The sequence below is a fragment of the Flavobacterium sedimenticola genome, assembly GCF_030053345.1.
GTDB classification, from domain to species: Bacteria; Bacteroidota; Bacteroidia; order Flavobacteriales; family Flavobacteriaceae; genus Flavobacterium; species Flavobacterium sedimenticola.
The window spans coordinates 66,347-92,344 of record NZ_JASGBP010000006.1; the positions used below are offsets into that span (position 1 = coordinate 66,347).

The following is a 25,998-nucleotide window of genomic DNA, read 5'->3' on the forward strand; positions in this document are numbered from 1 at the left end:
GGATTATTGTTTAGTATCGTTGATAATTTTTCCGTCGCTCATGGTAATCTTACGAGTACATTTTTGTTTCCAATAGTCGTTTTTAGAGGAAACAATTAAAGTCCATTTGTTCTCATTTGAAGTGATAAAATCAATCACTTCCTGAGCCGCGTCGTTATCCATTTTATCTAAAGCGTCTTCATAGAATAAAATTTTAGGACGATTGATAATACTTCGTGCCAACAGAATTTTTTGGGCGTTGGAAGAAGACAGTTGTTTGCCTTCCGGATAAATTTTGGTATCCAATCCTTTCGGTAACGATTTGATGAAATCACCCAGTTTGACGCTTTCAATGGCCCATTTCAAATCTTCTTGAGAAATCAATGGGTTATTGAAAGTGATGTTTTCCAAAATGGTTCCTTCGAATGGTGTTTCGCCGGTGATAATGGTGCTGATTTGCGAGCGATACTGCTCCAAATCAATTTTTCTATAGGTGTCATCGTTGATGTAAAAGGAACCGGAATTGGGTTTTATGAGACCGGAGAGAATTCGGATAAGCGTGGTTTTTCCGGAGCCGTTATTACCTTCTAAATATATTTTTTCGGATTGCTCAATGGTCAAATTGATTTTTTCCAACACATAATCGGTAGCATCCGGAAACTTGTAGCTTAAGTTCTCGGCCGCCAATTGAATATTGGTGTAACAATAATCGGCCGGTTTAGTGGTGGTTTCCTCTATTTCCAAATCGGTTATTTGCCCGATTTTTTCCACAGCAGTCAATACATCGTATAAGGTTTCCAAACCAATTACAATTTTTTCTACCGAATTAATGACCAATAAGATAATGATTTCTGCTGCCACAAATTGACCGATATTCATTTTTTGGTTTAAAACCAAATAACCGCCAATAAGCAATAATCCTGCAGTGATGATGATTTTAAAGACAATCAGTTGGGTAAATTGCCTTTTGATAACACTGAAATGTCTTTCCCTTTGAATCAAGTATTCCGAAACCAAACGATCGTTTTTGGTTAAGGCATAATCGAAATTAGATGCTTTTTTAAAACTGAAGTTGTTGCGTGCCATTTCTTGCAACCAGCTCACCACTTTATACTTGAATTTGGATTCTTTTAAACTACTGGACAGTCCCGAATTGTAAGAGAATTTGAAAATAATGTACAACAAAATGATTAGAAAAACGCCAAAGAAGATAAAAAACGGATGGTATAACGATAACAAAATTATACCGAAAGCGATTTGCAATAATGCCGAAGAAAAATCAATCAATAATTTCGAGGCGCCTTTCTGAATCGTTAAAGTGTCAAAAAAGCGATTGGCCAATTCCGGCGGATACTGATTGTGTAAAGCTTCAAATTTTATTTTAGGCAATCGAAATCCAAATTCAAACGAAGCGCGAATGAATATTTTTTGCTGTAAGTTTTCAGTGATACGCAATTGCATCAGCGATAGGATGCCTACCAAAGCAACCCCGGCTATTACGATAAAAACCAATACAATCCAGGACACGCTTACTCTGCCGGACTGAATTAAGTTGATAATGGCCTGAATGCCGAGTGGTAAAGACAAACTGACCAATCCGGCGAAGATGGCATAAAACAATACCTGAAGGATGTCTTTCCTGTCTAGTTTGAGCAGATTTATCAATCTTTGTGACGCTGTGAGTGCCATATTATTTGCTTAAGATTTTTTGAGCCAAATCAATATAAAACTGGGTTGGCGAATTGTTTTCATTACAATTGGTGATTGTTTTTAAATGGTCTTTCAGAAAGTGTTGGTGCAACGAACCTTCCACTATAGAAGAAGCCAAACTTTTGGCATAACCGTACTCCGGATTGACTTCTTGAATGATGTCAATAATTCGGTTGATGACACGCTTGTATACCAAAAAGAAGCCCTCTTTATTTTCTTCGTCGACTTCTTTCGTTAGTAACGTTTTGGTGAATTCGGCAATGATGATTTTGTTTAAAACCGATTCATTGATGTGCAAGGTAGCCGAATCATCTTCAATTTTTTCAGTGACTATCGTAATGGCTCTTTTAAGCTTTTCCATGGCATCGTTGATATTAGTGGTGGATAACACCATACGGTATTCCATCCATCCCCAATACCAAGAAGACAAATAAAGCAATAACTTGTGTTTGTTTTCAAAATAGCGATACAGCGAGCTCTCATTAGAACCAATCCGCTCCCCCAGTTTTTTAAAGGTGAAATCTTCAAAACCAATTTCATCCATTAACAAAATACTTTCTTGGATGATTTTTTTTCCCAAAGCAGAAGTCTCCGGATCTTTTACGTAAATCTTTTCGTTGACTTGAATCTTTAAGTTGGATAATACCGAATTCATGGTAATATATTTTTATGCAAAAATAATAGTAAAACTATTAATATTGAAATTTTAACTTTTATTTAAATATATTTCAACCCTGCTTTATGAGAAATGTCATATTTTTATAAGGATTTGGGGAATAATTTTGAACAAAATTTTAGTTATGAGCAAATATGTTACCGCTGCGGAAGCAGTCCAAGTAGTCAAATCAAACGACAGAGTGTATGTTCAAGCCGCTGCGGCCACGCCGTCTGTATTAACCAAAGCCTTAGCCGAAAGAGCTTCCGAACTCCGCAATGTGGAAGTTTGTCACCTGCATACCGAAGGCCCGGCGCCCTATGCCAATCCCGATTTAGCCGAAAGTTTTCACGTGAACTCCTTTTTTATCGGAGCCAATGTGCGCCACACCTTAAAAGCCGGGAACGGTTCCTACACGCCGGTTTTTTTAAGCGAGTTACCGCATTTGTTTCGCAAAAAAGTTTTGCTGATAGATGTGGCTTTTATTCACGTTTCACCACCGGATAGACACGGCTATTGCTCGCTGGGTGTTTCCGTTGAAGCCACTTTAGCAGCCATTGAAAATGCCAAAATAGTTATTGCACAAGTCAATCCGCAAATGCCGCGAACCTTTGGTGACGGTATTCTGCACGAATCCGAAATCGATTATTTAGTCGATGTCAACGAACCTATTTTCGGTCACGAGCCATCGCCTTTTTCCAAAGAAGAAGAGAAGATTGGCGAGTACGTGGCTTCTTTAATTGATGACCGAAGTACTTTGCAAATGGGTATCGGTTCCATCCCTAATGCGGCGTTAAGCAAATTAAAAAACCACAAAGATTTGGGATTACATACTGAGATGTTTTCCGACGGCGTTATCGATTTAATTGAAAGTGATGTTATTAATTGTAATTACAAAGGTACCTTGCGCGGTCGAGTGTTAGCCACTTTTTTAATCGGTTCGAAACGACTGTACGATTTTGTGAGTGACAATCCGTTTATCGAAATGAAAGAATCTTCCATGGTCAACGACACGGCTCGTATTCGTAAAAACCCAAAAATGGTGGCTATCAATTCGGCTATAGAAGTCGATGTCACCGGTCAGGTTTGTGCCGATTCCATAGGAGCACACATGTATTCCGGCGTAGGCGGTCAAATGGATTTTATCCGCGGCGCTTCACTCAGCGAAGGCGGAAAAGCCATCATTGCACTACCCTCAATCACCAAAAGAGGCGAGAGCCGCATTGTACCGTACCTCAAACAAGGCGCCGGCGTAGTCACCACGCGTTCTCACGTGCAATACATCATCACCGAAAACGGCATAGCTGATTTGTATGGCAAAACCCTAAAACAGCGCATTGACGAGATGGTGAAAATTGCCCATCCAACCCATCAGGAAAACATCGAAAGAAGTTATTATGAAATGTTGAAATAAAAAAAGCCCCGAATCTTCGGGGCTTTTTTATAGTCTTACTAAAAGTGATTTTCCGGTCATCACTTCCGGTTTCGGAATGTCCATCAATTCTAAAACGGTTGGCGCAATATCCCCTAAAACACCGTCATGCACTCGAATATGGTCTTTGTCGACTAAAATAATCGGCACCGGATTCGTTGTATGTGCCGTGTTAGGGGAGCCATCCGGGTTAATCATGGTTTCGCAATTGCCGTGGTCGGCTATGATGATCGTGGTGTAATCGTGGGCTAAGGCAGTTTCGACAACCTCTTTTACGCAAATATCGACGGCTTCACAAGCTTTAATGGCCGCTTCCATAACGCCGGTATGGCCTACCATATCGCCGTTGGCAAAATTCAAACACACAAAATCAACTTCGCCTTTTTCCAATTCCGGAATCAAAGCGTCTTTCAACTCGTAAGCACTCATTTCGGGTTGTAAATCGTAGGTGGCTACTTTGGGTGAATTTCTCAAAATACGGGTTTCCCCTTCAAACGGCACTTCGCGTCCGCCCGAAAAGAAGAACGTAACATGCGGATATTTTTCGGTTTCGGCGATGCGAATTTGTTTCTTTCCGGCTTTCTCCAATACTTCGCCTAAGGTTTCGGTGATGTTGTCTTTGTCGTAAATTATGTGTACGTTTTCATACGTATCGTCGTAATTGGTCATCGTTACGTAATACAAAGGAAGCTTGTGCATGTTCTGCTCGTGGAAATCTTTTTGGGATAAGGCTTCGGTTAATTCCCGACCTCTGTCGGTTCTAAAGTTGAAGAAAATCACCACGTCTTCGTTTTGAATCGTAGCCAAAGGCTGGTTGTTGGCATCTACTTTCACCAAAGGTAATATGAATTCATCGGTAATGTTTTCAGCATAACTGTCGGCGATGCTTTGTGCCAAATCCGTAGTGTGTTTTCCGATACCATTCACCACCAAATCGTAAGCCAATTTTACCCGTTCCCAACGTTTGTCTCGATCCATAGCATAATAACGCCCTACCACCGAAGCTATTTTTACTGAAGTATTTTCGATGTATTTTTCTAGGTCTTCAATATAGCCTTTGCCCGATTTCGGGTCTACGTCACGGCCATCGGTAAAGGCATGAACAAATACGTTGGTTAAGCCAAACTCCTGAGAAGCTTCAATCAAACCAAGCAAGTGGGACGTATGCGAATGCACACCGCCATCGGAAACCAATCCTAAAAAGTGTACGGTTTTGTTATTTGCTTTGGCGTATTGAAAAGCATCTACTAACGGTTTTTCCTGCGCCATGGTTTTGTGGGCAACCGCCAAGTTGATTTTGGCCAAATCCTGATACACGATTCTTCCGGCGCCGAGGTTCATGTGACCGACTTCGGAATTACCCATTTGTCCTTCAGGCAATCCTACATTAAGGCCATCGGTTCGGAGTTGGGCATTTGGATAGTGTTTGTATAAACTATTAATAAACGGTACGTTAGCATTGTCAATGGCGGAAACTTTCGGGTCGGGCGATTTTCCCCAACCGTCTAAAATCATCAGGATTACTTTCTTGTTCATGAGTAAAATTTTACCCGACAAAGATAAGGGATAAAATTGATTTTTTAGAAGCGCTCTCTCGTTTTGGGTTTGGTAAACGAATTGTAAAAACGCGAATTTTTGACCGAATTGTAATCGATAAAATAACGAACACTGATGGAGAAAACATGGTTCAGATTCTCATTATTTACCGCGTCGCGGAGATTGGATTCAAACTGGCGGCTGAAATCACGACTGAATAAAAAGGAATTGTTGCGGTACAAAACAGAGACCTGACTGCCCGGGGCAAACCACCAGGAATAGGTTAAGTCCAAATTCCACAAATTGAGGTTGGAGTTTCGGTTTTCAGTATAGGTGGTATTTTCCGTAAATCCGCCATCATCTTGCAAGGTAAGGATATCATGATTAGTCACAAACGACCAGTAATGGCGCACATTCAGATTAAAATTCATTTTATTGTTAATCGAATATTTACCTTGCAGCGTGTTGGTGTAGGTAATTCGGTTTCTTCGGGCGAAAATGGTATTGTCGTTTTCATCAAAAGCAATCCATCCGATATTGTTGTTTTGTCGGTTAAATGTAAAATTGTAAATTAATGCCAATCGGTCGCTGAAACGGTATCTCGGACTAAAAACAAAACCATAATTAATGCGTCCTTTTTCGTTGAATTTGGTCACAAAGGGATTGATGTCGATGGCCCACTTTCGATTGTAGTTACTTGAAAAATAAACGTACGCATTGTAGTTATCCGGAATCATTACAAATTTCTCTTCGTTAAAAGAGCGCGGCTCATAAAAATCGTATACTTTCAAAGGGCTGATAGTTGCCCCGAAACCGAAGTAGTCGTTTTTTTTATCGGTCGTGTTAAAATTCAAACGCGAGTAACCCGATTGAATGCGGCCGGTTCTATTGTCAAATTCTGTGTAATTGTTTAAGTTGGCAAAAAAAGTATTAAAAACGCTGTTTGGCTTTAGAATACGGTAGCTCGAGTTAAAATACAATCCGTGATAGTGGGTTTGAAAATTAATACCCAAGTCGTTATTGTCAAAATCGTCTGAAGCATAAACGCCGCCAAAACTATGACGGAATTTACCACTGGTTTCTCCAAAGTTTAAATAAGCACTAATCCCTTTTTTGTCTTCGAGGTCAAAGTGATTGTTCACATAACTGTATTTAATATTCCCCGAAACATTGTAGGTGTTTTTCTTGGTGTTCAAATCCCAAACCAAAGCCGAAACATTGGCATCACGGAACTCTCCGTTGCGCGTGACATTGGTGTTAACCAAAGAAACCGAAGAATTTTTGCGAAAACGTTGGTCGAGTACGAATACATTGTAATTGGTTAAAGGCGATAGCGTTTCGAGTCGGGTAGTGTTGGTATCGTTGTTCTTAATATGGACGCTGGTTTTCTCGGAAACGGCATTCAACACGCCAATACCCAACCCGCTTTTGGTTCGCCCCGATACTTTTAAAGCGTTGATAAGTTTAATGGTACTCGGTAGGTCAATCACTGTTTCGTTATCGGCTACCGTCAAATTATCCGGGGTTTCCCCGATTCTTCGGGAGTACAATAAATCACCTTTGTTAAACAGGTCAGTTCCTTCGGTAAAAAACGGTCGGTTTTCGGCAAATTGTTGTTCAAAAGCGGTAAGGTTTAATTCCACATTGTCAAACTTCGTCTGACCAAAGTCGGGAATCAAAATCGCATCCAAGGTAAAAGCATCGTTAATACCGTATTTAATATCCATACCGCCGCGAAATTCCCCGAAGGTTTTCTGGGAAGTATTAGCGTACAAATACTGAGAAGCATAGGGAATCAAAAACAATCGTGTAGGGGTTTCAATATTTTCTATGCCCTCTAAAACGCCGGCTTGTACGCTTTCGTTTTCAATTTTTCGATCCAACAACGACCAGGAATACTGTTGGCGATCCCGACGAATTTCCCGGTAAAAATTCAAACCCCAAGTTTGTTTTTTTTCCGACGGAAAACGCAATGCTGCATAAGGAATACGCATTTCAACGGTCCAACCGAAGTGGGTAATTTCCACATGACTGTCCCAGATGGCATCCCACGAAAAATCTTCGCCATACGCTTCCGTATACATCCCGTCTTGTTGTACTCCGGCCGCACTCACAAAAAACCGAAACTCTTGTTGACCGTCGTTGTATCCGTTGATAAGAACCCCAAAATGATCGGCGACCGAAAAATCATCGCGTAAGGTAAATTCTTTTAAAATTTTATCCGGTTCATCATCGTACAGCGTAGCCGCAATATAAACAGCACTGTTGTCGTAAATGATTTTGACTTCCGTTCTTTTTTCCTGAGCTATGGGTTTGCCGTTGTTGGGTTCAATCATGATGAAGTCGGTGGCGATATCGGCATTAGCCCATGAAGCTTCCGTAAACCTGCCGTCGATAACAATCTTTTCCGAAGTGCTTTTGGTGAAAAGTGTTTTCTTCTGACCCACAACCACACTTGAAAAAAGCATAGCGAAGCAGAAAAAAAAGTAAGAAAGTTTCGACATCGGAGTTTTCGTTTGACAGACAAAAGTAACCATTTAATTCAGATTTGCAACTTCAAGAGCGATAAAACAACTTGATTTTAATGGATTTAAACGGCTTAAAATTGGCTTAATAAAATTAGAATTATTTGGTTTTGGGAAAATATAATTTATATTTGTCCAACCCGAGTCTAATTTTAAACCTATAGATTTCAATGAATTATAAAGTTTTCCCCGTACTGCTTTTCGTGCTGTTGATGTCTTTCAGCACTGTGCCCGATAAAACAATTCCGACAATTTATACCAATACAAAAGCGCTTCATTCCGTGGACGGCAATAGGTCTGTTTACAATCAAATTGATTTTAAGTCGTTTTCTATGCCGAGTTTTGAGAGTTTCAATTTGGCGCTGGATGGTTTTCATTACCTTAAAGAAAAAGGAATTATTCAAAAAAATATTTTGACCATCGTAGATTTCAGTTTGTCTTCCAATACCAAAAGATTGTGGGTCATCGATTTGGATAAAAGTGAAGTACTCTTCAATACTTTGGTGGCACACGGCAGAAATACCGGAGAAGAGTTTGCCAAAATATTTTCCAACCAAGCCGAATCCTTCCAAAGCAGTTTGGGCTTTTATGCTACTGCCGAGGTATACAATGGTAAACATGGCTTGTCTCTTAAACTAGATGGGTTGCAAAGAGGTTTAAACGACAATGCGCGCAATAGAGCGGTGGTAATGCATGGTGCCGATTATGTGTCGGAGTCCTTTATCAAACAAAACAAAAGATTGGGCAGAAGCCAGGGTTGTCCTGCCGTTCCGGTAGAAATGAATCAAAAAATTATCAATGTCATCAAAGACAAATCGTGTTTGTTCATCTACCACCCGTCGGCGACACAACAAATCGTGTCCAAGCTAGCGGTCTAATCGTTTCCACATCACATAGTGCTTTCCGATATTGGGGATTTCAAACGAATCGCCAATAATTTCATAGCCTAATTTTCGGTAAAAATCCACGGCGCTTTCTCGGGCGTTAAACCAAATGATATCGGTGGCACCTTGCCGCAATACCGTTTCACAATGTTGTACCAACAGACGTCCGTAGCCTTTTCCTTGTTGGTTTTCCAATACCGCCATTCCTCTGATTTGCACCTGATTTGGGTTTTCAAACGCAGCATTTTGTTGTTCAAAAAGCGAAATAACGCCTTTCAATTGATGGTTTTCATACAAGCCGAAATGATGTGTGGTTGCTAAATCATCGCCGTCAAACCGGCAACTCTCCAAGGGTTTTCCACGCCGCAGTACCGGATGTCGCACTTCAAAAGTGTCTTGAGCCGTAATTTTTAGTATCGTTGGCATATGCATTTGGGGTAACTGAATGGTTTTCTATATGTTATCGGTAACATTATTTTCTTCGATAATTTTTTTTCAAAAAATTTGCATCAAAGTAAACTTATTCTATATATTTGCACTCGCAATGCGGAAGTAGCTCAGTTGGTAGAGCTCCAGCCTTCCAAGCTGGTTGTCGCGAGTTCGAGCCTCGTCTTCCGCTCTAAGAAAAGCCTTAACGAAAGTTGAGGCTTTTTTTATGGGTTTTAGGGCGTTGCCCTGAAACACGTTCAGGGCCGCGCTTTCCGCAGTACAAGCCAGCCTGCCGGCAGGCTGGGTACAAGCTGCAATCGCTAACGCGGGTTTTACTTTATCCAAGACAAATCGCTGCCGGTTTCTAATTCTGTAGGCATTTCATCTTGCCGGAACAAGCGGGCGCTTAAATTTCCTTTCAATACTATCTCTTCGCCGTTTACTTCCAACCAACTTCCCTCACGCAAACCCAAAACCGGAGTCCTATTGTACTCATGAAATTCCTTAATACGCGTTTCGCGGGTTTCACCCATATGCTTGCTTTGGGCATCGGCATCCAAGTAATGCGGATTCAAATTAAAGGGTAGTAACCCCAACGTTTTAAAACTCGGCGGATACACAATCGGCATATCATTGGTGGTTTGCATGGTTAATCCGGTAATATTGCTGCCGGCGCTCGTGCCCAAATAAGGTGTGCCTTGATTCAAAACGTCAGCTAAAACTTCCATTACACCGTTTCGGTACAATTCGTTAACCAATACAAACGTATTGCCTCCACCGGTGAAAATTCCTTCCGCGTTTCGAATGGCTGCTTCCGTCCCGAAACTTTGGGATTCAAATTCGTGTAACCCTTTAACCGATTTATTTATTTTGGCAAATGCCAAACGAACATTTTCGGTATAACCGTCATGCGAAATGCCACCCGGTCTGGCATACGGAATAAACAGAATTTCTTTGCATGAGCTGAAATGCTTTTCCAATTCGGGTAATAAATAGTCAAGATAGGTACCGCCGTAAACAGTAGAGGTGCTGGCAATAATTAGTTTTTTCATTTTTCCGATGATTCTCCTCCAAAAGTACTGTTTTTCCCGCATTTATTTAACATAAAATTACCAACTCGTTGGCATTTATTTGGGAACAACCTCTTATACTTTTACTCGGAACAATGGCCACTATGAAATCTTTTGCACGGGTAACCTTTATCTTTTTTTCTTTTCAGCTGGCTTGGGCGCAGAATCATGATGAGAGCGTGCTCAAAGGCAAAGCAGTCGTTTCCGATGTGGATTTGAAAGGTATCTATATCATCAACCTTCGAACCGAAGCCACCACCAATACAGAATCCGAAGGGTTTTTTACCATAAAAGCGGCGATAGGCGATACGTTAATGTTTTCCGCCATTCAGATAAAAGGAAAGAAAGTAGTGCTTACGGTCAAAGATTTTCAAACCGACTTGGTTCTGATTCCCCTGGAACCGATGATTAACCGTTTGGATGAAGTAATTGTCAAGCAATACAAAAACATCAATGCCGTAGCGCTCGGGATTATTCCGGCGAAAGCCAAACAGTACACGCCGGCCGAACGAAAGTTGCGAACGGCTTCGGGTGATGGTTTTGACGAAAATACCGACGGTACTTCGGGTGGTTCGGTTGGCCTGGATCCGTTATTCAACTGGATGTCGGGACGAACAACCATGCTCAAAAAAGAGTTGGAAGTCGAAAGAAAAGAATCGCTCTTGCAACGATTGGAAGCTCAATTCGGGGTTGATTACGTTGTTCAAAAACTCAAAATCCCGGCCGATTATGTCAAGGCATTTTGGTATTTTGTGGTGGAAGATTCCCGATTTGTTCGAGCATTTATGGCTAAAAACAGCGCCATGACTAAATTTGTACTCGCAGAATTAGCCGCAAAATATTTGGAATTGCAAAAAACAGAGCCTAATTAGTATTATTTTTGAAAGCCACTAGGATGTTGTTGCTATGAGAATCAAATTAGTAGTGTTTCTTTTTATCCTGCCAGCCATCGGATTTTCGCAATCGGATGAATTGGTTTTATTACGAGGTAAAGTTATTTGTCCTATCAAAGAGCTGGGCGAAATCAATATTTTCAATCTTCGTTCTGAGTCGGGCACCACATCCGACACCAACGGTAATTTTACTATTTTCGTTAAGGCAGGCGATACTTTGCAATGCTCCGGCTTGCAAGTGGAAACCAAAAAAACAGCTTTGCAAAAATCCGATTTGGCCAAAGCGCTTTTTGTCATACAATTGGTTCCTAAAACCATTAATCTCGATGAAGTAGAAATCAAGGACTACGGTCATATTAATGCCGTTTCGCTGGGGATTTTAGATAAGCCGGCCAAAAAGTACACGCCGGCGGAGCGAAAATTAAAGACAGCAACCGATTTGGATGCCACCGCTAATGCGGGTTTGATGGCAGGCGGATCCATCGGTTTGGATCCTATTTTAAATGCCATTTCAGGACGCACTGCCATGCTCAAAAAAGAGCTGGAAGTAGAGAAAAAAGAGCGCCTCATGCTAAAAGTGGAAGCGCAATTTAAACCGGAGTATTTTACCGAAAAATTAAAGATTCCGCAGGAACATGTAAAAGGATTTTTGTACTATGCCGTAGAGGACGAAAAATTGGCCAAGTACATCAACGCCAAAAACAAAGGATTGGCACGATTTCGATTAGGCGAATTAGCCACACAGTACCTAACCTTTTGGCAAGAATCTAAAAAGTAAACTATGAAAAGAGGAATAACTATTTCAATTTTGATGGTGTTGTTTGTCGGATTGTCCGCAGCAGCGATTCATCAGTTTTACGTGGCGATTTACCAAATAGATTTTGTTCCCGAAAAAAAACGACTCGAAATAACGGCTCGTATTTTTGCGGATGATTTAAATGAGGCCTTACAATCGGAATACCACAAAAAAACGGATTTAGGAACCAAGGATGAATCTGTCGAAGACGTCGCCTTGCTCCAAAAATACCTGAGTGATAAATTCAAAGTTTTCGTTAACAAAGAACAGAAAGTTTTTAAATATCACAGTCATGAAGTCGAAAGCAATGTAGTGATTTGTTATCTGAGTGTCAGAGATATTTCAAAAATAACCAGTTTGAGTATCGAAAATACCGTTTTGATAAAGCAGCATCCCGAACAACAAAACATCATCCAATACCATAACAAAGGCAAGAAGCAAAACCTTTTGTTGACTTCATCAACCACTAAAGGAATGTTAAAATAAAAGGCATATTCTCCTCAGAATTAAATTTATTTTACATTTATAGCTTTAAAAAAGTAGCTATGAATACTATGACTAAAGTTTTTCCAATTTTAGTATCGTTGATTTTTGGGGTTGCTCAAGCACAGGAAACTTCAAAAACATCCAAAACGGAAGAAAGAAATCCCGACAAGTTTAAACAGATGTACGATCTGTTGGCCACACCCAATATGTATCGCACGGCAGCCGGTGCGCCGGGACCGGAATACTATCAGCAACAAGCCGATTATAAAATTGATATCGAACTCGATGACCGAAATCAAAAATTATACGGTACCGAGACCATTACATATACCAATAATGCCAAGGAGTCACTCGACTATTTATGGTTGCAGTTGGATCAAAACGAAAAAGCCAGAAATTCCAATTCTCCTTTAGTGGAAAGCAATAAAACCGATCCGGCCATTTCAGCCTCATCGTTTTCAAGAAGATATCTGGAAGAAGATTTTGACGGCGGTTTCAAGATAGAATATGTCAAAGATGCACATGGCAATCCCATGCGGTATACCATCAATCAAACCATGATGCGTATCGAGTTGCCAAAAGTTTTAAAACACAAAGAAAAAATTTCGTTCTCCGTAAAATGGTGGTACAACATCAATAATTACATAATCGACGGCGGTCGTTCGGGTTATGAACATTTTGAGAAAGATGGTAATAATCTTTATATTTTGGCTCAGTTTTATCCGCGAATGGCGGTGTATAATGATGTAGAAGGCTGGCAAAACATGCAGTTTTGGGGTTCAGGTGAGTTTGCGTTGCCCTTCGGAAATTTTGAAGTCAACATCACCGTTCCTGCCGATCATATCATGGAAGCAACCGGAACCTTGCTCAATCGCAATGAAGTATTTACTCCGGAACAGGTAAAACGATATGCCGAGGCTGAAAAATCGTTTGACAAACCGGTAATTGTGGTGACACAAGCCGAAGCCGAAGCGGCCGAAAAAGGGTTTTCAGATAAGAAAAAAACCTGGAAATTTAAAGCCGAGAACGTACGCGATTTTGGAATTTCCACGTCCAGAAAATTCATTTACGATGCGATGGCGGTGAAAACCGGCAGTACTACATCGATGGCGATTTCCTTGTATCCCAAAGAGGGCAATCCGTTATGGGGCGAATATTCAACCCGAATGGTAGCACATACACTCAAAAGTTATTCGAGTTATACCTTTGATTATCCGTACCCGAAAGCGGTTTCGGTCAATGCCCGTGATCAAGGTATGGAATACCCTATGATTTGTTGGAATTTTGGGCGCCCCGACGAAAACGGCAAGTATTCCGACAATACAAAGTATGGTATGTTGGGGGTGATTTGTCACGAAGTAGGGCATAATTTTTTCCCGATGATTGTGAATTCCGATGAGCGTCAATGGACTTGGATGGATGAAGGCTTAAATACGTTTATGGAATATTTGGCGGAGCAATCGTTTGACCCTAAATTTCCCTCGCGTCGCGGACCGGCCAAAAATATTATTCCGTACATGAGCGGCGACCAATCGGGCTTAGAACCCATAATGACCAATTCCGAAAATCTCAGACAATTTGGGAACAATGCCTATGGTAAACCGGCTACAGCCCTGAATATTTTACGCGAAACCATCATGGGACGTGAGTTGTTCGATTACGCTTTTAAAACCTACGCCAATCGTTGGAAGTTCAAGCATCCGACCCCTGATGATTTTTTCAGAACCATGGAAGATGCTTCGGCAGTCGATTTGGATTGGTTTTGGCGCGGTTGGTTTTTTACCACCGATTACAACGATATTGGGATTAAAGAAGTAAAAAAATATTTTGTCAGCAATGAATCGTCAAGAGAAGTGAGCGATTTTATGAAAACCCGTCGTCGACGTGATTCTAAGCCCGGCGCCATGGTATACATGATTGCGGAAGGCAGTCCCGATTACAAGCCGGAGTTGAATAAACCCTTCAAGATTTCCGACTATCAAGCTTTAGAAGATTATGTCAATCAGCGGTTCACTCCTGAAGAAAAGGCCAAGTTGACCCAACCAAAATACTTTTATCAAGTTACTTTTGATAAACCGGGCGGTTTGGTCATGCCGATTATTGTAGAAATTACTTTTGAAGACGGCACGACGGAGAATCATTATTTTCCGGCGCAGATATGGCGTATGAACGATAAAGAAGTCAGCCGTACTTTCGCCGTGAATAAAGTGATTTCCAAAATTGTGGTCGATCCGAAAGAAGAAACAGCCGATATCAATACCGTCAATAATTCTTGGCCAAAAACCGAAGAAAAATCAAAGTTTGATTAACTTAACTTTGTAACTTTGCATCTTTATTAAACAGCAATTTATTTACTATGTTTGGAATAGGCGGTGGCGAGTTAATTTTTATCATTTTTATTGCACTAATGCTTTTCGGTTCCGATAAGATTCCGGATATCGCACGCACCTTGGGCAAAATTATGTCGCAACTCAAAAATGCCACCAACGATATCAAATCGGAAATCCAAAAAAGCGCCGAGGTAAAAGAGTTGAACAATTCGGTAAAAGAGTTGACCGGAACGTTTAACAGCGAAGTGGAAAAGGTAAAAAGCAGTGTTGAAGAAAGTGTTTTACCCGAAGTAAACCAAGCTACAGAAGATATCGATTCTCTAACCGGACCTATTAAACGCCAAATGTAATGCTCGAAAAGATTGTCCAACTCGACAAGCAAGTCTTGGTTTACCTCAATGGTTTAGGGTCTGAACAATGGGATGGCCTGTGGTTGATTATTACCAAACAAGTGTATTGGGCCCCGGTGTTTTTATTGGTTTTTTATGTACTACAACAAAAAATCGGATGGAAGAAATTCGGGTACTATGTATTGTTTATTGCGGTTTTGATTCTCATTTGCGACCAAACCGTGAATCTTTTCAAATACGGATTTGAACGCTTACGTCCGTGCAACGACCCGGACATAAATGACGTTATCCGTTTGGTAAAAACAAGTAAATCGTTTAGTTTTTTCTCAGGTCATGCCACCAATTCCATGGCGACAACCGTGCTGACTTTCCTGATTTTAAAACGATACTATAAACACGCTTATCTGCTGTTTTTGTTTCCGTTGATATTTGCCTACAGCCGTATCTATTTGGGATTGCATTTTCCGTCAGATATCCTAACCGGCTATTGCTTTGGCGGAACAATGGGCTTGGTAGCGTACCAAGTTTACCAAAAGTACATTCTTAAAAACTAAAGTACGCGCGACACGGTTAAACCATCGCGAATCGGTAACAACACCGTCTCTACTCTCGGATCGTTTTTTAACAAAGCGTTGTATTCCAATAAAATTTTAGTCGATTTGTCATTGGGTTTTACCGGTTCCAACACTTTGCCGCTCCACAATACATTATCCGATAAAATAATGCCGCCTTGACGCATCATCGGCACGATGAGTTCATAATAGTTGATGTAGTTTTCTTTGTCGGCATCGATAAAAACCAAGTCGTATTTTTGGGTTAGCGTTGGAATGATATCCAAAGCATTTCCTAAATGTTGGATGATTTGAGGGCCAAAACCACTCAAGTCAAAATATTTTCGCTGAAAATCGTACAATTCTTCATTGTTGTCTAAAGTATCGATCGTACCGTTTTGTGCCAAGCCCTCGGCCAAACACAGTGTAGCATAACCGGTATAGGTTCCGATTTCCAGAATGTGTGTAGGTCGAATTATCTTCGACAATAAACTCAACACCCGTCCCTGAAAATGACCGCTGAGCATACGAGGCTGCAGTATTTTTTGATGGGTTTCCCGATTGAGTTTGGCTAACAACTCGGGTTCGTCTTGCGAATGACGCGCGACATAATTCTCTAATTCTTCGGAAAGGAAATGCATAGGAGTAAGTTTCAAAACCCAAAATTACAAATTCCAACTTTATGACTAACTTTGCCGCATGGAAATCGAGAAAAAAGACATCCGAAGTTTGACCAAACAACAACTGCGCGATTTTTTTGTGGCCAATGGCGACAAAGCGTTTCGAGGCAATCAGGTGTATGAATGGTTGTGGAGCAAGGCTTCCCACAATTTTGACGACATGACAAACGTGTCTAAAGAAACGCGTGCCATGCTCGAAAAAAACTTTGTGATTAATCATATTAAAGTCGATACCCTACAGCGCAGCGAAGACGGTACGGTCAAAAATGCCGTTCGTTTGCACGACGGTTTAATCGTGGAAAGCGTTTTGATTCCTACCGAAACCCGAACCACCGCCTGTGTTTCGAGCCAAGTGGGTTGTAGTTTGGATTGTAATTTTTGCGCCACGGCGCGTTTAAAGAGGATGCGCAATTTGGAGCCGGGTGAAATTTACGACCAAGTGGTAGCTATCGATAAGGAAAGCCGCCTGTATTATGGTCATCCGTTGTCTAACATAGTGTTTATGGGCATGGGCGAACCGCTCATGAATTACAACAATGTGATGAAAGCCATCGATATGATTACTTCGGAAGAAGGTTTAGGCATGTCGCCCAAACGCATTACGGTTTCTACCTCGGGCGTTTCCAAAATGATTAAAAAAATGGCCGACGATGAGGTTAAGTTTAAATTAGCGGTTTCGCTGCATTCCGCTATCGAAGCAACACGTAATCGAATCATGCCGTTTACCAAAAACTTTCCGCTGACCGAATTGCGCGAAGCGCTCGAATATTGGTACCGAAAAACCAAAAGCAAAGTTACCTACGAGTATGTGGTTTGGAAAGGCATTAACGACGACAAAGCGTCAATTGACGCCTTGGTTAAGTTCTGCAAATACGTGCCGTGCAAAGTCAATCTTATCGAATACAATCCTATTGATGACGGCGAGTTCCAACAAGCTTCCGATGAAGCCATAGACAATTACATCAAGGCTTTGGAGCGCCACGACATAGTCGCCAAAGTACGCCGAAGCCGCGGTAAAGACATCGATGCGGCCTGTGGGCAATTGGCCAATAAATCCTAAAAAAAGCGCTCCGAGAGGAGCGCTTTTTCTTTTTATAACTAAGTCAAAAAAAATTAATTTCCTAAAAAGATGGTAGTGGTTGTTCCGTTAACGGTCAAGGTAGCCTGATTATCACAGTCGCCGTTTCCGTAGTCTAAGGTAGCGGTATTGTTAGGACCAACAACAGTAATCACACCACTCACCAAGTACGGGCAAGTCGCTTCGGCAACCAGCGGTGTTGTAATGGTTGAAGTTCGGGTTCCGCTCGGAAAAGTAGTAGTCCAACTTCCGGTAATAGAGAATACATTATCGAGCCACAAAAGCGGAGTGTTGAATCCGGCAATCATTTCACGAACGCGGTTGCCTACTCTGTGGTAGGTGTTGCCGTTCGGGAAGGTCAGTTGCATATCGAACGCAACATTGGCTACCGGATGAATCGTGGCCAATGCAGCAGTACTTTGCAGTGTTCTTACCATACTGCGGTTGCCTTCCACCAAAATATTGTTGTGATGGAAGTTTACAAAAGAATAATTAATGGTCTGTGTCGGCGCATCAAAATCGGTGCTGCCGCTGATGATAATGGTCCCGTCTAATACATTGCCGTTTGGCATGGTGCAATTGGCAAATACCAAGGTTCGTGTCCAAGAAGAAAGGTCTCCCGTCACAGTAACGGTAACACAATCGGGTAACGCTAATTCTTGTGTTTGAGCATTTCTTCCGGCCAAATTGGCGGCTTCATAATATTCTTTTTCTACGATATCCGAGACATCGTCGGCTATAGCATCAATTTTAGCATTAATTTTCGCTTCCGATAGGGTGCTGTTTTCACCATCTTCTTTACTACAGCTCCATATGGTAAAAGCCAGCGCCAATCCCAAGATCATTTTTGTTGTTTTCATATTCTATTTTTTTATGGTTTCTTAAATTAGAGTTAATAGGAATGCAAAGGTTTAATCGAAAGTAAAATTTTTTTTGAAACGATTCATTGTCGTATCTTTGAAAGCGATGAATATTACGTCACAAATAAAAAAACCGATTCAGGAAGAAATGGAACTTTTCGAGAAAAAGTTCTACGAATCGATGACTTCCAAAGTGGCGTTGTTAAACAGAATTACCTATTATATCGTAAACCGGAAAGGGAAACAGATGCGTCCGATGTTTGTTTTTTTGGTCGCCAAAATGCTTTCCGAAACCAACCGGGTTAACGAACGGACGTATCGTGGCGCTTCGGTTATCGAATTAATTCATACCGCTACATTGGTTCACGACGACGTAGTTGACGACAGCAACCGCCGTCGCGGATTTTTTTCGATCAATGCCTTATGGAAAAACAAGATTGCCGTTTTAGTGGGTGATTATTTGTTGTCTAAAGGCTTACTGCTTTCCATTGACCACGGTGATTTTGATTTGCTTCGCATCATATCGGTTGCAGTGCGCGAAATGAGTGAAGGCGAATTGCTTCAAATTGAAAAAGCCCGCCGATTGGATATTATCGAAGAAGTGTATTACGAAATCATCCGCAAAAAGACGGCAACTTTAATTGCCTCTTGTTGTGCTTTGGGTGCCAAATCGGTTTCTGATGATGATGTTCAGGTGGAAGCAATGCGAAAATTTGGCGAACTCATCGGAATGGCTTTCCAAATTAAAGACGATTTGTTCGATTATACCGATGATGCCATCGGCAAACCTACCGGGATTGACATCAAAGAACAAAAGATGACCTTGCCTTTGATTTATGCGTTAAACCATTGTACCGATTCTGAAAAAAGTTGGTGTATCAATTCGATTAAAAATCACAACAAAGACAAAAAGCGCGTTAAGGAAGTCATCCAATTTGTAAAAGACAAAAACGGTTTGCATTATGCCGAACAAAAAATGATGCAATTCCAACAAGAAGCCCTCCAAATCCTCGACAATTTTCCCCAATCCGACTATAAAAATGCCCTTTCACTCATGGTGAATTACGTGATTGAAAGAAAAAAATAATATTTTTTTGCTTTGGAAACCCTTGTATTTAAAGGGTTTTTTCGTTTTCAGATTTTTAAATCGAAAATTTTTCACATCATCATGCAACCATTTCGCAACGACATTCGTCTATGCTCATAGAAACACTAACCCATAGGTTTTGAAGGTAATCAACTTACATAAGGATGAAAAAGAATTAATCGAGCTGGCCGTCGACCATAATCGTCACGCACAGCATCAGATTTATTCCAAATTCGCACCGAAAATGTTGAGTGTTTGTCGTCAGTATATCAAAGATGTGCATCAGGCGGAAGACATTATGATTACCGCTTTTATGAAAGTGTTTACCAGTTTGAAAAATTTTGAACACAAAGGCAGTTTTGAAGGTTGGATTCGCCGAATCATGGTAAACGAATGCATTTCGTTTATCAGAGCTGATAAAAAAGTCAAGTTTATTGAAGACGAAACTTTTTTTGAAGAACGACATAACAATATCGAAAGTCAGTTCTCCGTCGATGACATTCAGTTTTTAATAGACAGTTTGCCGGAAGGGTACAAAATGATTTTCAACTTATACGCCATCGAAGGATTCAAACATCAGGAAATTGCCGCGATGTTGGGCATCAGCGAAGGCACTTCCAAATCGCAATTGTCGCATGCCCGAAAAATGCTGCAGGACAATATCAATAAATTAAAAAATTATGAAAATGGAACCGAATAAAATAGAAAAACAGTTCAGAGAAAAACTGAACGCCAGAGAAATTCAACCTTCGGCTCAGGCTTGGGACCGTTTGGATGCGATGCTTTCGGTGGCCGAAGAAAAAAAAACAAGAAAACCTTTTGGCTTTTTATTTATTGCTGCGAGCATTTTGGTATTCGCAACACTTGGTACGTTTTTGTTCAATCAAAACGGTTCCGAAATTAACACCACTAACCCAGTAGTGGGCACAGAAACTAAAATTGATAGTATTCAAAACAAAACAGAAAGTTTTCAATCACCACTATTAGAAAGTCAAAAACAAAATGGTGTTGTAGCTACTTCGGAAGTCCAACCGACAACCGACAACCGACAACTGACCATCAAAAAAGAAGGGGTTTCAATCAACAATCAATCAGCAAACAATCAAAATCCAATTATCAATCGGGAGAAATCAATCGAGTTTCAAAATTCCTCCGATGTAGCCCAAAAAGAGTTGCCTAAAATCATGGATACCAAAGAGATTGTTGTCGGAAAAAAAGAAATCAACAGCAAATCTGACGAAAGTTTGTTAGCCGATTTGGACAAATCGGCGAAGGCAACGGCCAACCAAAAATCAAATCTGAAAGTGGATGCCAAAAGTTTACTTTCACAAGTGGACGGTGAAGTAGAGCATTCGTTCCGGGAAAAAGTATTTACCAAAATCAACAAAAATTATCAGGAAATCAAAGTGGCTCTGGCCAACAGAAACAACGAATAATCATCCATTAATCATCATCAATCAAAAATCAAAAATCATGAAACACTTACTCTTAATCACAGTAATGGTGTTCGCTTTATGTCCTGTGTCCAAAATGCAAGGTCAAAGCGCCATCGAAATCAAACCCTTGTTTAGCGATGTTTCCGAACTCACGAATGACAACGCTGAAAATCGCCAATTTGAAATTTTGGCTCACGAAGACATGGAAGTCGACCTAAATTTCAGCCTCAAACTCGAGGGTAATGTAACCGTTTCGGTTACCGACCAATACAATCACTTGGTTATGTCCAAAAAAATTAAAAAGAATGAGAAGAACCCATTAGTCTTTTCGATGGCACAAAATCAAAGATATATTGTAAAAGTGACCGGCGAGAAGCAAACGAATTTAATCGTTCAACTCTCCGAAAAATAAATAGCAATTCTCCATAAACACCTGTAGAAAGCAGGCATAATTTTAAATTTTAATCATCATGAAAAATTTTATCATTTACGCATCATTATTACTTAGTCTCTTGGCCGGAAAGCTTTCGGCACAAGAAACCTTTGAAGCTAAGGCCAGAGCCATAGCCGATAAAATAGAAAATATTACCAAAGAAGAAAAAGCCGCTTTAAAAACCGAAATCGAATCGGTAAACAAAGAATTGGAAGCCGGAACCATTACTAAAGATCAGGCCGACGAGAAGAAGTTGCAATTTGCCGAAATTCGTTCTAAAAATATCGAAACCCGAGTAGGTCAGGCTCAAGACGAACTTAAAGAATTGGTGAAACAAAAAGTAGACGGTAAAATCAAGCAGTCTAAAAACAATTACATTTCCATCATCATCAAAAATGATTCTATCCGAAAAAACAGAGGTGAGCGCAGAACGACATCGCAATTTGTTTTTGCCGCCGGAGTGAATAACTTGGTAACCGATGGCAGTGTGGCCAATTCCGATTTCAGATATTGGGGATCACATTTTTACGAATGGGGATTTACATCAAATACCCGTTTGTTTAAAAATGACAATTTATTGCACTTAAAATACGGTTTGTCGGTTATGTATAATAATTTGCGTCCTACTGATAACCGTTTGTTTGTAGTCAATGGTAACCAAACCAATTTGGAAACCAGTCCGGTGAATTTGAAAGATTCTCGTTTGCGAAACGTATTTGTAACCTTACCGGTACATTTGGAATTCGACTTTACCAAATCCAAATCCAAAGACGGAAAAAAGATTTTCAGAACGCATGAGAGTGTTCGCTTCGGAATTGGCGGTTATGCCGGATTCCGCGTAAAATCGAAACAAAAATACTGTTACGAACTTGACGGGCATGACTATTCTGTAAAAGAGAAAGGGGATTTTAATGTTAACGATTTTATTTACGGAGTCAGCACCTATATCGGGTACAAAGAAACCAGTTTGTATTTGAAATACGATTTGAATCCGATGTTCCAAGACAACGCCATCAAGCAAAACAACATTTCCTTAGGTATTCGCTTCGATTTGAATTAAAGGAATTTATTTTATTCCGCTGCGCTCCATCCAGTTCGGCTGCGCCTCGGGTAGGGTTAGATTATACTTCGAAAAAGTGTTTCCGTTTTGGGAACACTTTTTTTATTGTAACTTTAAACCCTCAAACTGTAACTCTTTTACACTGAATTTTGATTAGCCGTGAAACCATAGACCGAGTATTTGAAACCGCACGTGTGGAAGAAGTCATAGGTGATTTCGTTCAGCTCAAGCGTGCCGGGAGTAATTTTAAAGGATTGAGCCCGTTTTCGGACGAGCGCTCACCGTCTTTTATGGTATCACCGGTAAAGCAAATATGGAAAGATTTCAGCTCCGGAAAAGGCGGAAGTGTGGTGACTTTCTTAATGGAACACGAGCATTTTACCTATCCGGAAGCCATTCGGTATTTGGCCAAGAAATACAATATCGAAATTGAAGAAACCGAGCAATCCCAAGAAGATAAATTAGAAGCCAACGAAAAAGAAAGCTTGTATTTGGTTTCGGAATTCGCTAAAAGCTATTTTCACGATACCCTTTTGCATACCGAGGAAGGTAAGGCGATAGGCTTGACTTATTTTAAAGAAAGAGGTTTTACCAATGAAACGATTGCGAAATTTGGCTTAGGCTATTCGCCCGAGACTTGGGATGCCTTTACCACAGAGGCTTTAGCCAAAGGCTACCAATTGGAGTTCTTGGAAAAAACAGGGTTGACCATAGTGAAAGACGACAAAAAGTTTGATCGTTTCAAAGGCAGAGTGATGTTTCCCATCCAAAGCTTGTCCGGACGTGTGTTGGGTTTTGGCGGCAGAATTTTAACCAACGATAAAAAGGCAGCCAAATACCTTAATTCACCCGAAAGTGATATTTACCACAAGAGTAAAGTATTGTACGGGATTTTCCATGCCAAGCAAGCCATCGCCAAGCAAAACAACTGTTATTTGGTCGAAGGCTATACCGATGTGATTCAGTTGCACCAAGCCGGTATTGAGAATGTGGTAGCGTCATCCGGTACCGCGTTAACACCCGATCAAATTCGATTAATCAACCGTTTGACCAAAAATATTACGGTATTGTTTGATGGCGACGCCGCCGGTTTGCGCGCATCCATTCGCGGAATCGATTTGATTTTGGAAGAAGGTATGAATGTTAAAGTGTGTACGTTTCCCGATGGCGATGATCCCGATAGTTTTGCCCGTAAAAATTCGTTTGAAGATTTGGTCTTGTATTTAGAGAGCAATGCCAAAGATTTCATTCAGTTCAAGGCATCGTTGTTGATGAACGAAGCGCAAAACGACCCGATTAAGAAAGCCGATTTGATTCGGGATATGGTGGTGAGTATTTCCAAAATCCCCGACCGCATCAAACGCGAAATCTACATTCAGGAAACGGCGCGTATTATGGATATTTCCGAGCAGGTTTTGCTCAATACCTTGGCCCAATTGGTGCAGAAAGACATTACGGAAGCGGGCAAGAAACTCAAACAAGAGCAGCAAAAAGCGTTTGAAGTTGTCAAAAGCGAAGTACATACGCCGCAGGAAAAAATTGATATTATCTACGAGCTCGAAAGAAAGATTATTGAAATCTTGTTACTATATGGTTCGTTGGAAGCCGATTTTGATGATTATATCCTGAAGGCTAATGAAGAAGGGGAAATGATTGAAGAAAAGGAAACCCGTACAGTTAAGGTTTTTCAGCGTATCTTTTTGAGTCTGCAAGAAGATGAAGTCGAATTGGCTAATCCGGTATTTTATCAAATTTATACCGATTTAATCAATTACTACAATCAAACAGAAGCGTTTTCTATTGAGCAGTACTTGATGCAATTGTCGCCCGAACATGCTCAAATAGTAACCGATATTTTGATGTCAGAGGAGAAAGAATTATTGCACAACTGGGAAGCCAAGCACATTTATGTAAAAACCAAATCACATAATGTGAGTCAGTATGTTTCGGAGATTATCATTTCGCTTCGAGAGTATTTGATTAACAGGCTTATTTCCGATTTGATGCAGCAGTTCAACAGCGAAATACCAGACGATTTGGAAGAAATCAAAACAACCATTAACGATTACAATAAGTTGAAAGTCAGCCTTACCAACAAAATAGGCCGCATCCGCTCAACATACCTATAAAAAAACCCCCGAAATTTTCGAGGGTTTTGTTTTTTAAACGATTTCCAAGGTTTTGGCTTTGTTTACTAAATCAACCAAGTTGGTCACGTTGAGTTTCGTTAACAAACGAAGCTTGTACGTACTGATGGTTTTTTCATTCAGTGCCAAAATTTTGGCAATCTCATTGTTTTTCTTACCGTCGCTGAGGAAACGCAGCACCTCGATTTCACGGTTGGATAGCTTGCGATACAAACGCTCCGATTTGTTTTGTTTAGCGATAAGCGCCAAGTTACGCTTGATTTCTTCATTTAGGATAATTTGTCCTTGGTGTACTTTGACAATGTTTATACCTAAATTTTCAAGTTTCGAAGACTTGTGAACATACCCGGCACAACCGGCTTTGATGGCATTGGGTGCATAGATGTGCTCAGACAGACTGCTGAACACAACAACTTTGGTCTTGGGGAAATTTCGGATGATTGACTTAAGTTCATAAATACTCTTAAGTCCGTCAAGCTCTAAGTCGATGACTAAAACATCAATCTCTTTGTTTCTTAAAGCATCAGGCACCATGAAAAAATTTCCTACGTTCGAAACAATACTTATTTCGGGATGATCCTTGAAATAAGCCTTTATTCCGAAATGTACGACCGGAAAGTTATCAGCAATACATACATTTATCATAATTGTGGTATTTGATAAAAAATTAATAGAAATTTAGTGTAAAGTTAAAAAATAATATTGTAAAAATGTTAATAATATTTATCTTATTTATATTGTTCCGGAACCAAACAAACCGGTATCGGATTCATCTTATGTTGATTTGCCGAATGCAATCGGGTGTAGATATCGAAGACTTCTTTTTCTCTTCCCGAAAAATCAGTGCTTTTTTTATTCTTTTCAGCCTCCAACATGGCCCATTCCAATTCGTCATAACTGGCACCTAACTGGTCTTCATCGGTTCTCGAATCACCAAACAAACCATCGGTTGGTGCCGCTTTTTGTATCGACATCGGGATTTCTAAATAAGCACCCAAAGCATATACATCACTTTTCATTAAATCGGCAATCGGACTCAAATCAACGCCGCCATCGCCGTATTTGGTGTAAAACCCAACGCCGAAATCTTCCACTTTGTTTCCCGTTCCTGCCACTAATAATCCGTGAATCCCGGCAAAATAGTATAAGGTGGTCATGCGCAATCGAGCTCTGGTATTGGCTAAAGACAAATGCAATTTGGCCTCATTATCGGTCACAGGAACATTCTTTTTGAACGTTTCAAAAGTGGCTGTCAAATCGGCTTCCGCATGTAGCACATTTGGAAATCGCTGCTGCAACTGTTTGATATGTTCGCGACCCCTGCTTACTTGAGTCGGATCTTGATGTATCGGCATTTCCACGCACAAGGTCATCAAGCCGGTTTGGGCACACAAGGTTGAGGTTACCGCCGAGTCAACGCCGCCGGATATTCCTACAACAAAACCATTCACTTTCGCTTTTGCAGCATATTCTTTCAACCATGTAACAATGTGGGTATTAGTTTCCCCTACCTTAATTGTACTTTTTTTAGCCATTTTTTTATGAAAGTTTTTAGAAACTGAAATGTATATTTGCAAATGTAAAGAAACAC

At 40.6% G+C, this 25,998-nt stretch carries 25 protein-coding genes and 1 tRNA gene; 16 read left to right on the plus strand and 10 right to left on the minus strand.

What is annotated here, in order from left to right; genetic code table 11:
- Positions 1 to 3: 3 nt before the first annotated feature.
- Both QHT84_RS10170 and QHT84_RS10175 read right to left on the minus strand, forming a co-directional pair.
- Positions 4 to 1,668, minus strand: a complete 1,665-nt coding sequence (locus QHT84_RS10170) for a peptidase domain-containing ABC transporter (RefSeq protein ID WP_283239456.1) — start codon at positions 1,666 to 1,668, stop codon at positions 4 to 6.
- A gap of 1 nt (position 1,669) precedes the next feature.
- On the minus strand, positions 1,670 to 2,344 hold the full coding sequence (locus QHT84_RS10175; RefSeq protein ID WP_283239457.1) for a TetR/AcrR family transcriptional regulator: 675 nt from the start codon (positions 2,342 to 2,344) through the stop codon (positions 1,670 to 1,672).
- Positions 2,345 to 2,489: 145 nt separating this feature from the next.
- Between QHT84_RS10175 and QHT84_RS10180 the strand changes: the two genes are divergently transcribed.
- Positions 2,490 to 3,758: an acetyl-CoA hydrolase/transferase family protein gene (locus QHT84_RS10180; RefSeq protein WP_283239458.1), complete on the plus strand. Its 1,269-nt coding sequence runs from the start codon at positions 2,490 to 2,492 to the stop codon at positions 3,756 to 3,758.
- A 27-nt stretch (positions 3,759 to 3,785) separates the two neighbouring features.
- Here the strand turns inward: QHT84_RS10180 and gpmI are convergent, their stop codons facing one another.
- Positions 3,786 to 5,312 (minus strand): 2,3-bisphosphoglycerate-independent phosphoglycerate mutase, encoded by a 1,527-nt coding sequence (gpmI, locus tag QHT84_RS10185; RefSeq protein WP_283239459.1) that lies wholly within the window; start codon positions 5,310 to 5,312, stop codon positions 3,786 to 3,788.
- A 44-nt stretch (positions 5,313 to 5,356) separates the two neighbouring features.
- Entirely contained in the window at positions 5,357 to 7,816 is a 2,460-nt protein-coding gene (locus QHT84_RS10190; RefSeq protein WP_283239460.1) for a DUF5916 domain-containing protein, read from the minus strand.
- A gap of 191 nt (positions 7,817 to 8,007) precedes the next feature.
- Here QHT84_RS10190 and QHT84_RS10195 point away from each other — a divergent pair, with 191 nt between their 5' ends.
- Complete coding sequence (locus QHT84_RS10195; RefSeq protein WP_283239461.1) at positions 8,008 to 8,715, plus strand: murein L,D-transpeptidase catalytic domain family protein; 708 nt, start codon at positions 8,008 to 8,010, stop codon at positions 8,713 to 8,715.
- Here QHT84_RS10195 and QHT84_RS10200 read toward each other — a convergent pair.
- The gene (locus QHT84_RS10200; protein WP_283239462.1) at positions 8,704 to 9,147 is read right to left on the minus strand and encodes a GNAT family N-acetyltransferase; all 444 of its coding nucleotides are present in this window, start codon (positions 9,145 to 9,147) and stop codon (positions 8,704 to 8,706) included. The genes QHT84_RS10195 and QHT84_RS10200 overlap by 12 nt on opposite strands.
- 120 nt (positions 9,148 to 9,267) lie before the next feature.
- Between QHT84_RS10200 and QHT84_RS10205 the strand changes: the two genes are divergently transcribed.
- A tRNA-Gly gene (locus tag QHT84_RS10205) sits at positions 9,268 to 9,340 on the plus strand.
- Between the two features lie 142 nt (positions 9,341 to 9,482).
- Here the strand turns inward: QHT84_RS10205 and pepE are convergent.
- A complete protein-coding gene (pepE, locus tag QHT84_RS10210) occupies positions 9,483 to 10,202 on the minus strand; it encodes a dipeptidase PepE (protein WP_283239463.1) in 720 nt (239 codons plus the stop codon).
- 122 nt (positions 10,203 to 10,324) lie between these two features.
- Between pepE and QHT84_RS10215 the strand changes: the two genes are divergently transcribed.
- From QHT84_RS10215 to QHT84_RS10240, 6 genes are all read left to right on the plus strand, one after another.
- Positions 10,325 to 11,092, plus strand: a complete 768-nt coding sequence (locus tag QHT84_RS10215; RefSeq protein ID WP_283239464.1) for a peptidase associated/transthyretin-like domain-containing protein — start codon at positions 10,325 to 10,327, stop codon at positions 11,090 to 11,092.
- Positions 11,093 to 11,126: 34 nt separating this feature from the next.
- Positions 11,127 to 11,891, plus strand: a complete 765-nt coding sequence (locus tag QHT84_RS10220; RefSeq protein WP_283239465.1) for a peptidase associated/transthyretin-like domain-containing protein — start codon at positions 11,127 to 11,129, stop codon at positions 11,889 to 11,891.
- Between the two features lie 3 nt (positions 11,892 to 11,894).
- Positions 11,895 to 12,395 carry a DUF6702 family protein gene (locus tag QHT84_RS10225; protein WP_283239466.1) on the plus strand — a complete coding sequence of 167 codons (501 nt, stop codon included), beginning with the start codon at positions 11,895 to 11,897 and terminating at the stop codon, positions 12,393 to 12,395.
- Positions 12,396 to 12,463: 68 nt separating this feature from the next.
- Positions 12,464 to 14,704 (plus strand): M1 family metallopeptidase, encoded by a 2,241-nt coding sequence (locus tag QHT84_RS10230; RefSeq protein ID WP_283239467.1) that lies wholly within the window; start codon positions 12,464 to 12,466, stop codon positions 14,702 to 14,704.
- A 47-nt stretch (positions 14,705 to 14,751) separates the two neighbouring features.
- Positions 14,752 to 15,075: a Sec-independent protein translocase subunit TatA/TatB gene (locus tag QHT84_RS10235; protein WP_283239468.1), complete on the plus strand. Its 324-nt coding sequence runs from the start codon at positions 14,752 to 14,754 to the stop codon at positions 15,073 to 15,075.
- A complete protein-coding gene (locus QHT84_RS10240; RefSeq protein WP_283239469.1) occupies positions 15,075 to 15,629 on the plus strand; it encodes a phosphatase PAP2 family protein in 555 nt (184 codons plus the stop codon). Before QHT84_RS10235 ends, QHT84_RS10240 begins: the two co-directional genes overlap by 1 nt.
- Here the strand turns inward: QHT84_RS10240 and QHT84_RS10245 are convergent.
- Positions 15,626 to 16,267: an O-methyltransferase gene (locus QHT84_RS10245; RefSeq protein ID WP_283239470.1), complete on the minus strand. Its 642-nt coding sequence runs from the start codon at positions 16,265 to 16,267 to the stop codon at positions 15,626 to 15,628. The genes QHT84_RS10240 and QHT84_RS10245 overlap by 4 nt on opposite strands.
- A 58-nt stretch (positions 16,268 to 16,325) precedes the next feature.
- Between QHT84_RS10245 and rlmN the strand changes: the two genes are divergently transcribed.
- Positions 16,326 to 17,366, plus strand: a complete 1,041-nt coding sequence (gene rlmN, locus QHT84_RS10250) for a 23S rRNA (adenine(2503)-C(2))-methyltransferase RlmN (RefSeq protein ID WP_283239471.1) — start codon at positions 16,326 to 16,328, stop codon at positions 17,364 to 17,366.
- A 53-nt stretch (positions 17,367 to 17,419) separates the two neighbouring features.
- Here the strand turns inward: rlmN and QHT84_RS10255 are convergent, their stop codons facing one another.
- Positions 17,420 to 18,244 carry a hypothetical protein gene (locus tag QHT84_RS10255; RefSeq protein WP_283239472.1) on the minus strand — a complete coding sequence of 275 codons (825 nt, stop codon included), beginning with the start codon at positions 18,242 to 18,244 and terminating at the stop codon, positions 17,420 to 17,422.
- Between the two features lie 106 nt (positions 18,245 to 18,350).
- Here QHT84_RS10255 and QHT84_RS10260 point away from each other — a divergent pair, with 106 nt between their 5' ends.
- The 6 genes from QHT84_RS10260 to dnaG all read left to right on the plus strand — a co-directional run bounded on the left by QHT84_RS10260 (position 18,351) and on the right by dnaG (position 24,389).
- Positions 18,351 to 19,331, plus strand: a complete 981-nt coding sequence (locus QHT84_RS10260; RefSeq protein ID WP_283239551.1) for a polyprenyl synthetase family protein — start codon at positions 18,351 to 18,353, stop codon at positions 19,329 to 19,331.
- A 139-nt stretch (positions 19,332 to 19,470) separates the two neighbouring features.
- Positions 19,471 to 20,031, plus strand: coding sequence for an RNA polymerase sigma factor (locus QHT84_RS10265; protein WP_283239473.1), 561 nt, complete (start codon positions 19,471 to 19,473; stop codon positions 20,029 to 20,031).
- Positions 20,012 to 20,767: a hypothetical protein gene (locus QHT84_RS10270; RefSeq protein ID WP_283239474.1), complete on the plus strand. Its 756-nt coding sequence runs from the start codon at positions 20,012 to 20,014 to the stop codon at positions 20,765 to 20,767. The genes QHT84_RS10265 and QHT84_RS10270 overlap by 20 nt, the downstream gene beginning before the upstream one ends.
- Positions 20,768 to 20,804: 37 nt before the next feature.
- Positions 20,805 to 21,179 (plus strand): hypothetical protein, encoded by a 375-nt coding sequence (locus tag QHT84_RS10275; protein WP_283239475.1) that lies wholly within the window; start codon positions 20,805 to 20,807, stop codon positions 21,177 to 21,179.
- A 58-nt stretch (positions 21,180 to 21,237) separates the two neighbouring features.
- Positions 21,238 to 22,260 (plus strand): hypothetical protein, encoded by a 1,023-nt coding sequence (locus QHT84_RS10280; protein ID WP_283239476.1) that lies wholly within the window; start codon positions 21,238 to 21,240, stop codon positions 22,258 to 22,260.
- A gap of 149 nt (positions 22,261 to 22,409) precedes the next feature.
- Positions 22,410 to 24,389 (plus strand): DNA primase, encoded by a 1,980-nt coding sequence (gene dnaG / locus QHT84_RS10285; protein ID WP_283239477.1) that lies wholly within the window; start codon positions 22,410 to 22,412, stop codon positions 24,387 to 24,389.
- A gap of 33 nt (positions 24,390 to 24,422) precedes the next feature.
- Here the strand turns inward: dnaG and QHT84_RS10290 are convergent, their stop codons facing one another.
- Both QHT84_RS10290 and nadE read right to left on the minus strand, forming a co-directional pair.
- The gene (locus tag QHT84_RS10290) at positions 24,423 to 25,052 is read right to left on the minus strand and encodes a response regulator transcription factor (protein ID WP_283239478.1); all 630 of its coding nucleotides are present in this window, start codon (positions 25,050 to 25,052) and stop codon (positions 24,423 to 24,425) included.
- 83 nt (positions 25,053 to 25,135) lie between these two features.
- Positions 25,136 to 25,942 carry an NAD(+) synthase gene (gene nadE / locus QHT84_RS10295; protein WP_283239479.1) on the minus strand — a complete coding sequence of 269 codons (807 nt, stop codon included), beginning with the start codon at positions 25,940 to 25,942 and terminating at the stop codon, positions 25,136 to 25,138.
- Between the last annotated feature and the right edge of the window lie 56 nt (positions 25,943 to 25,998).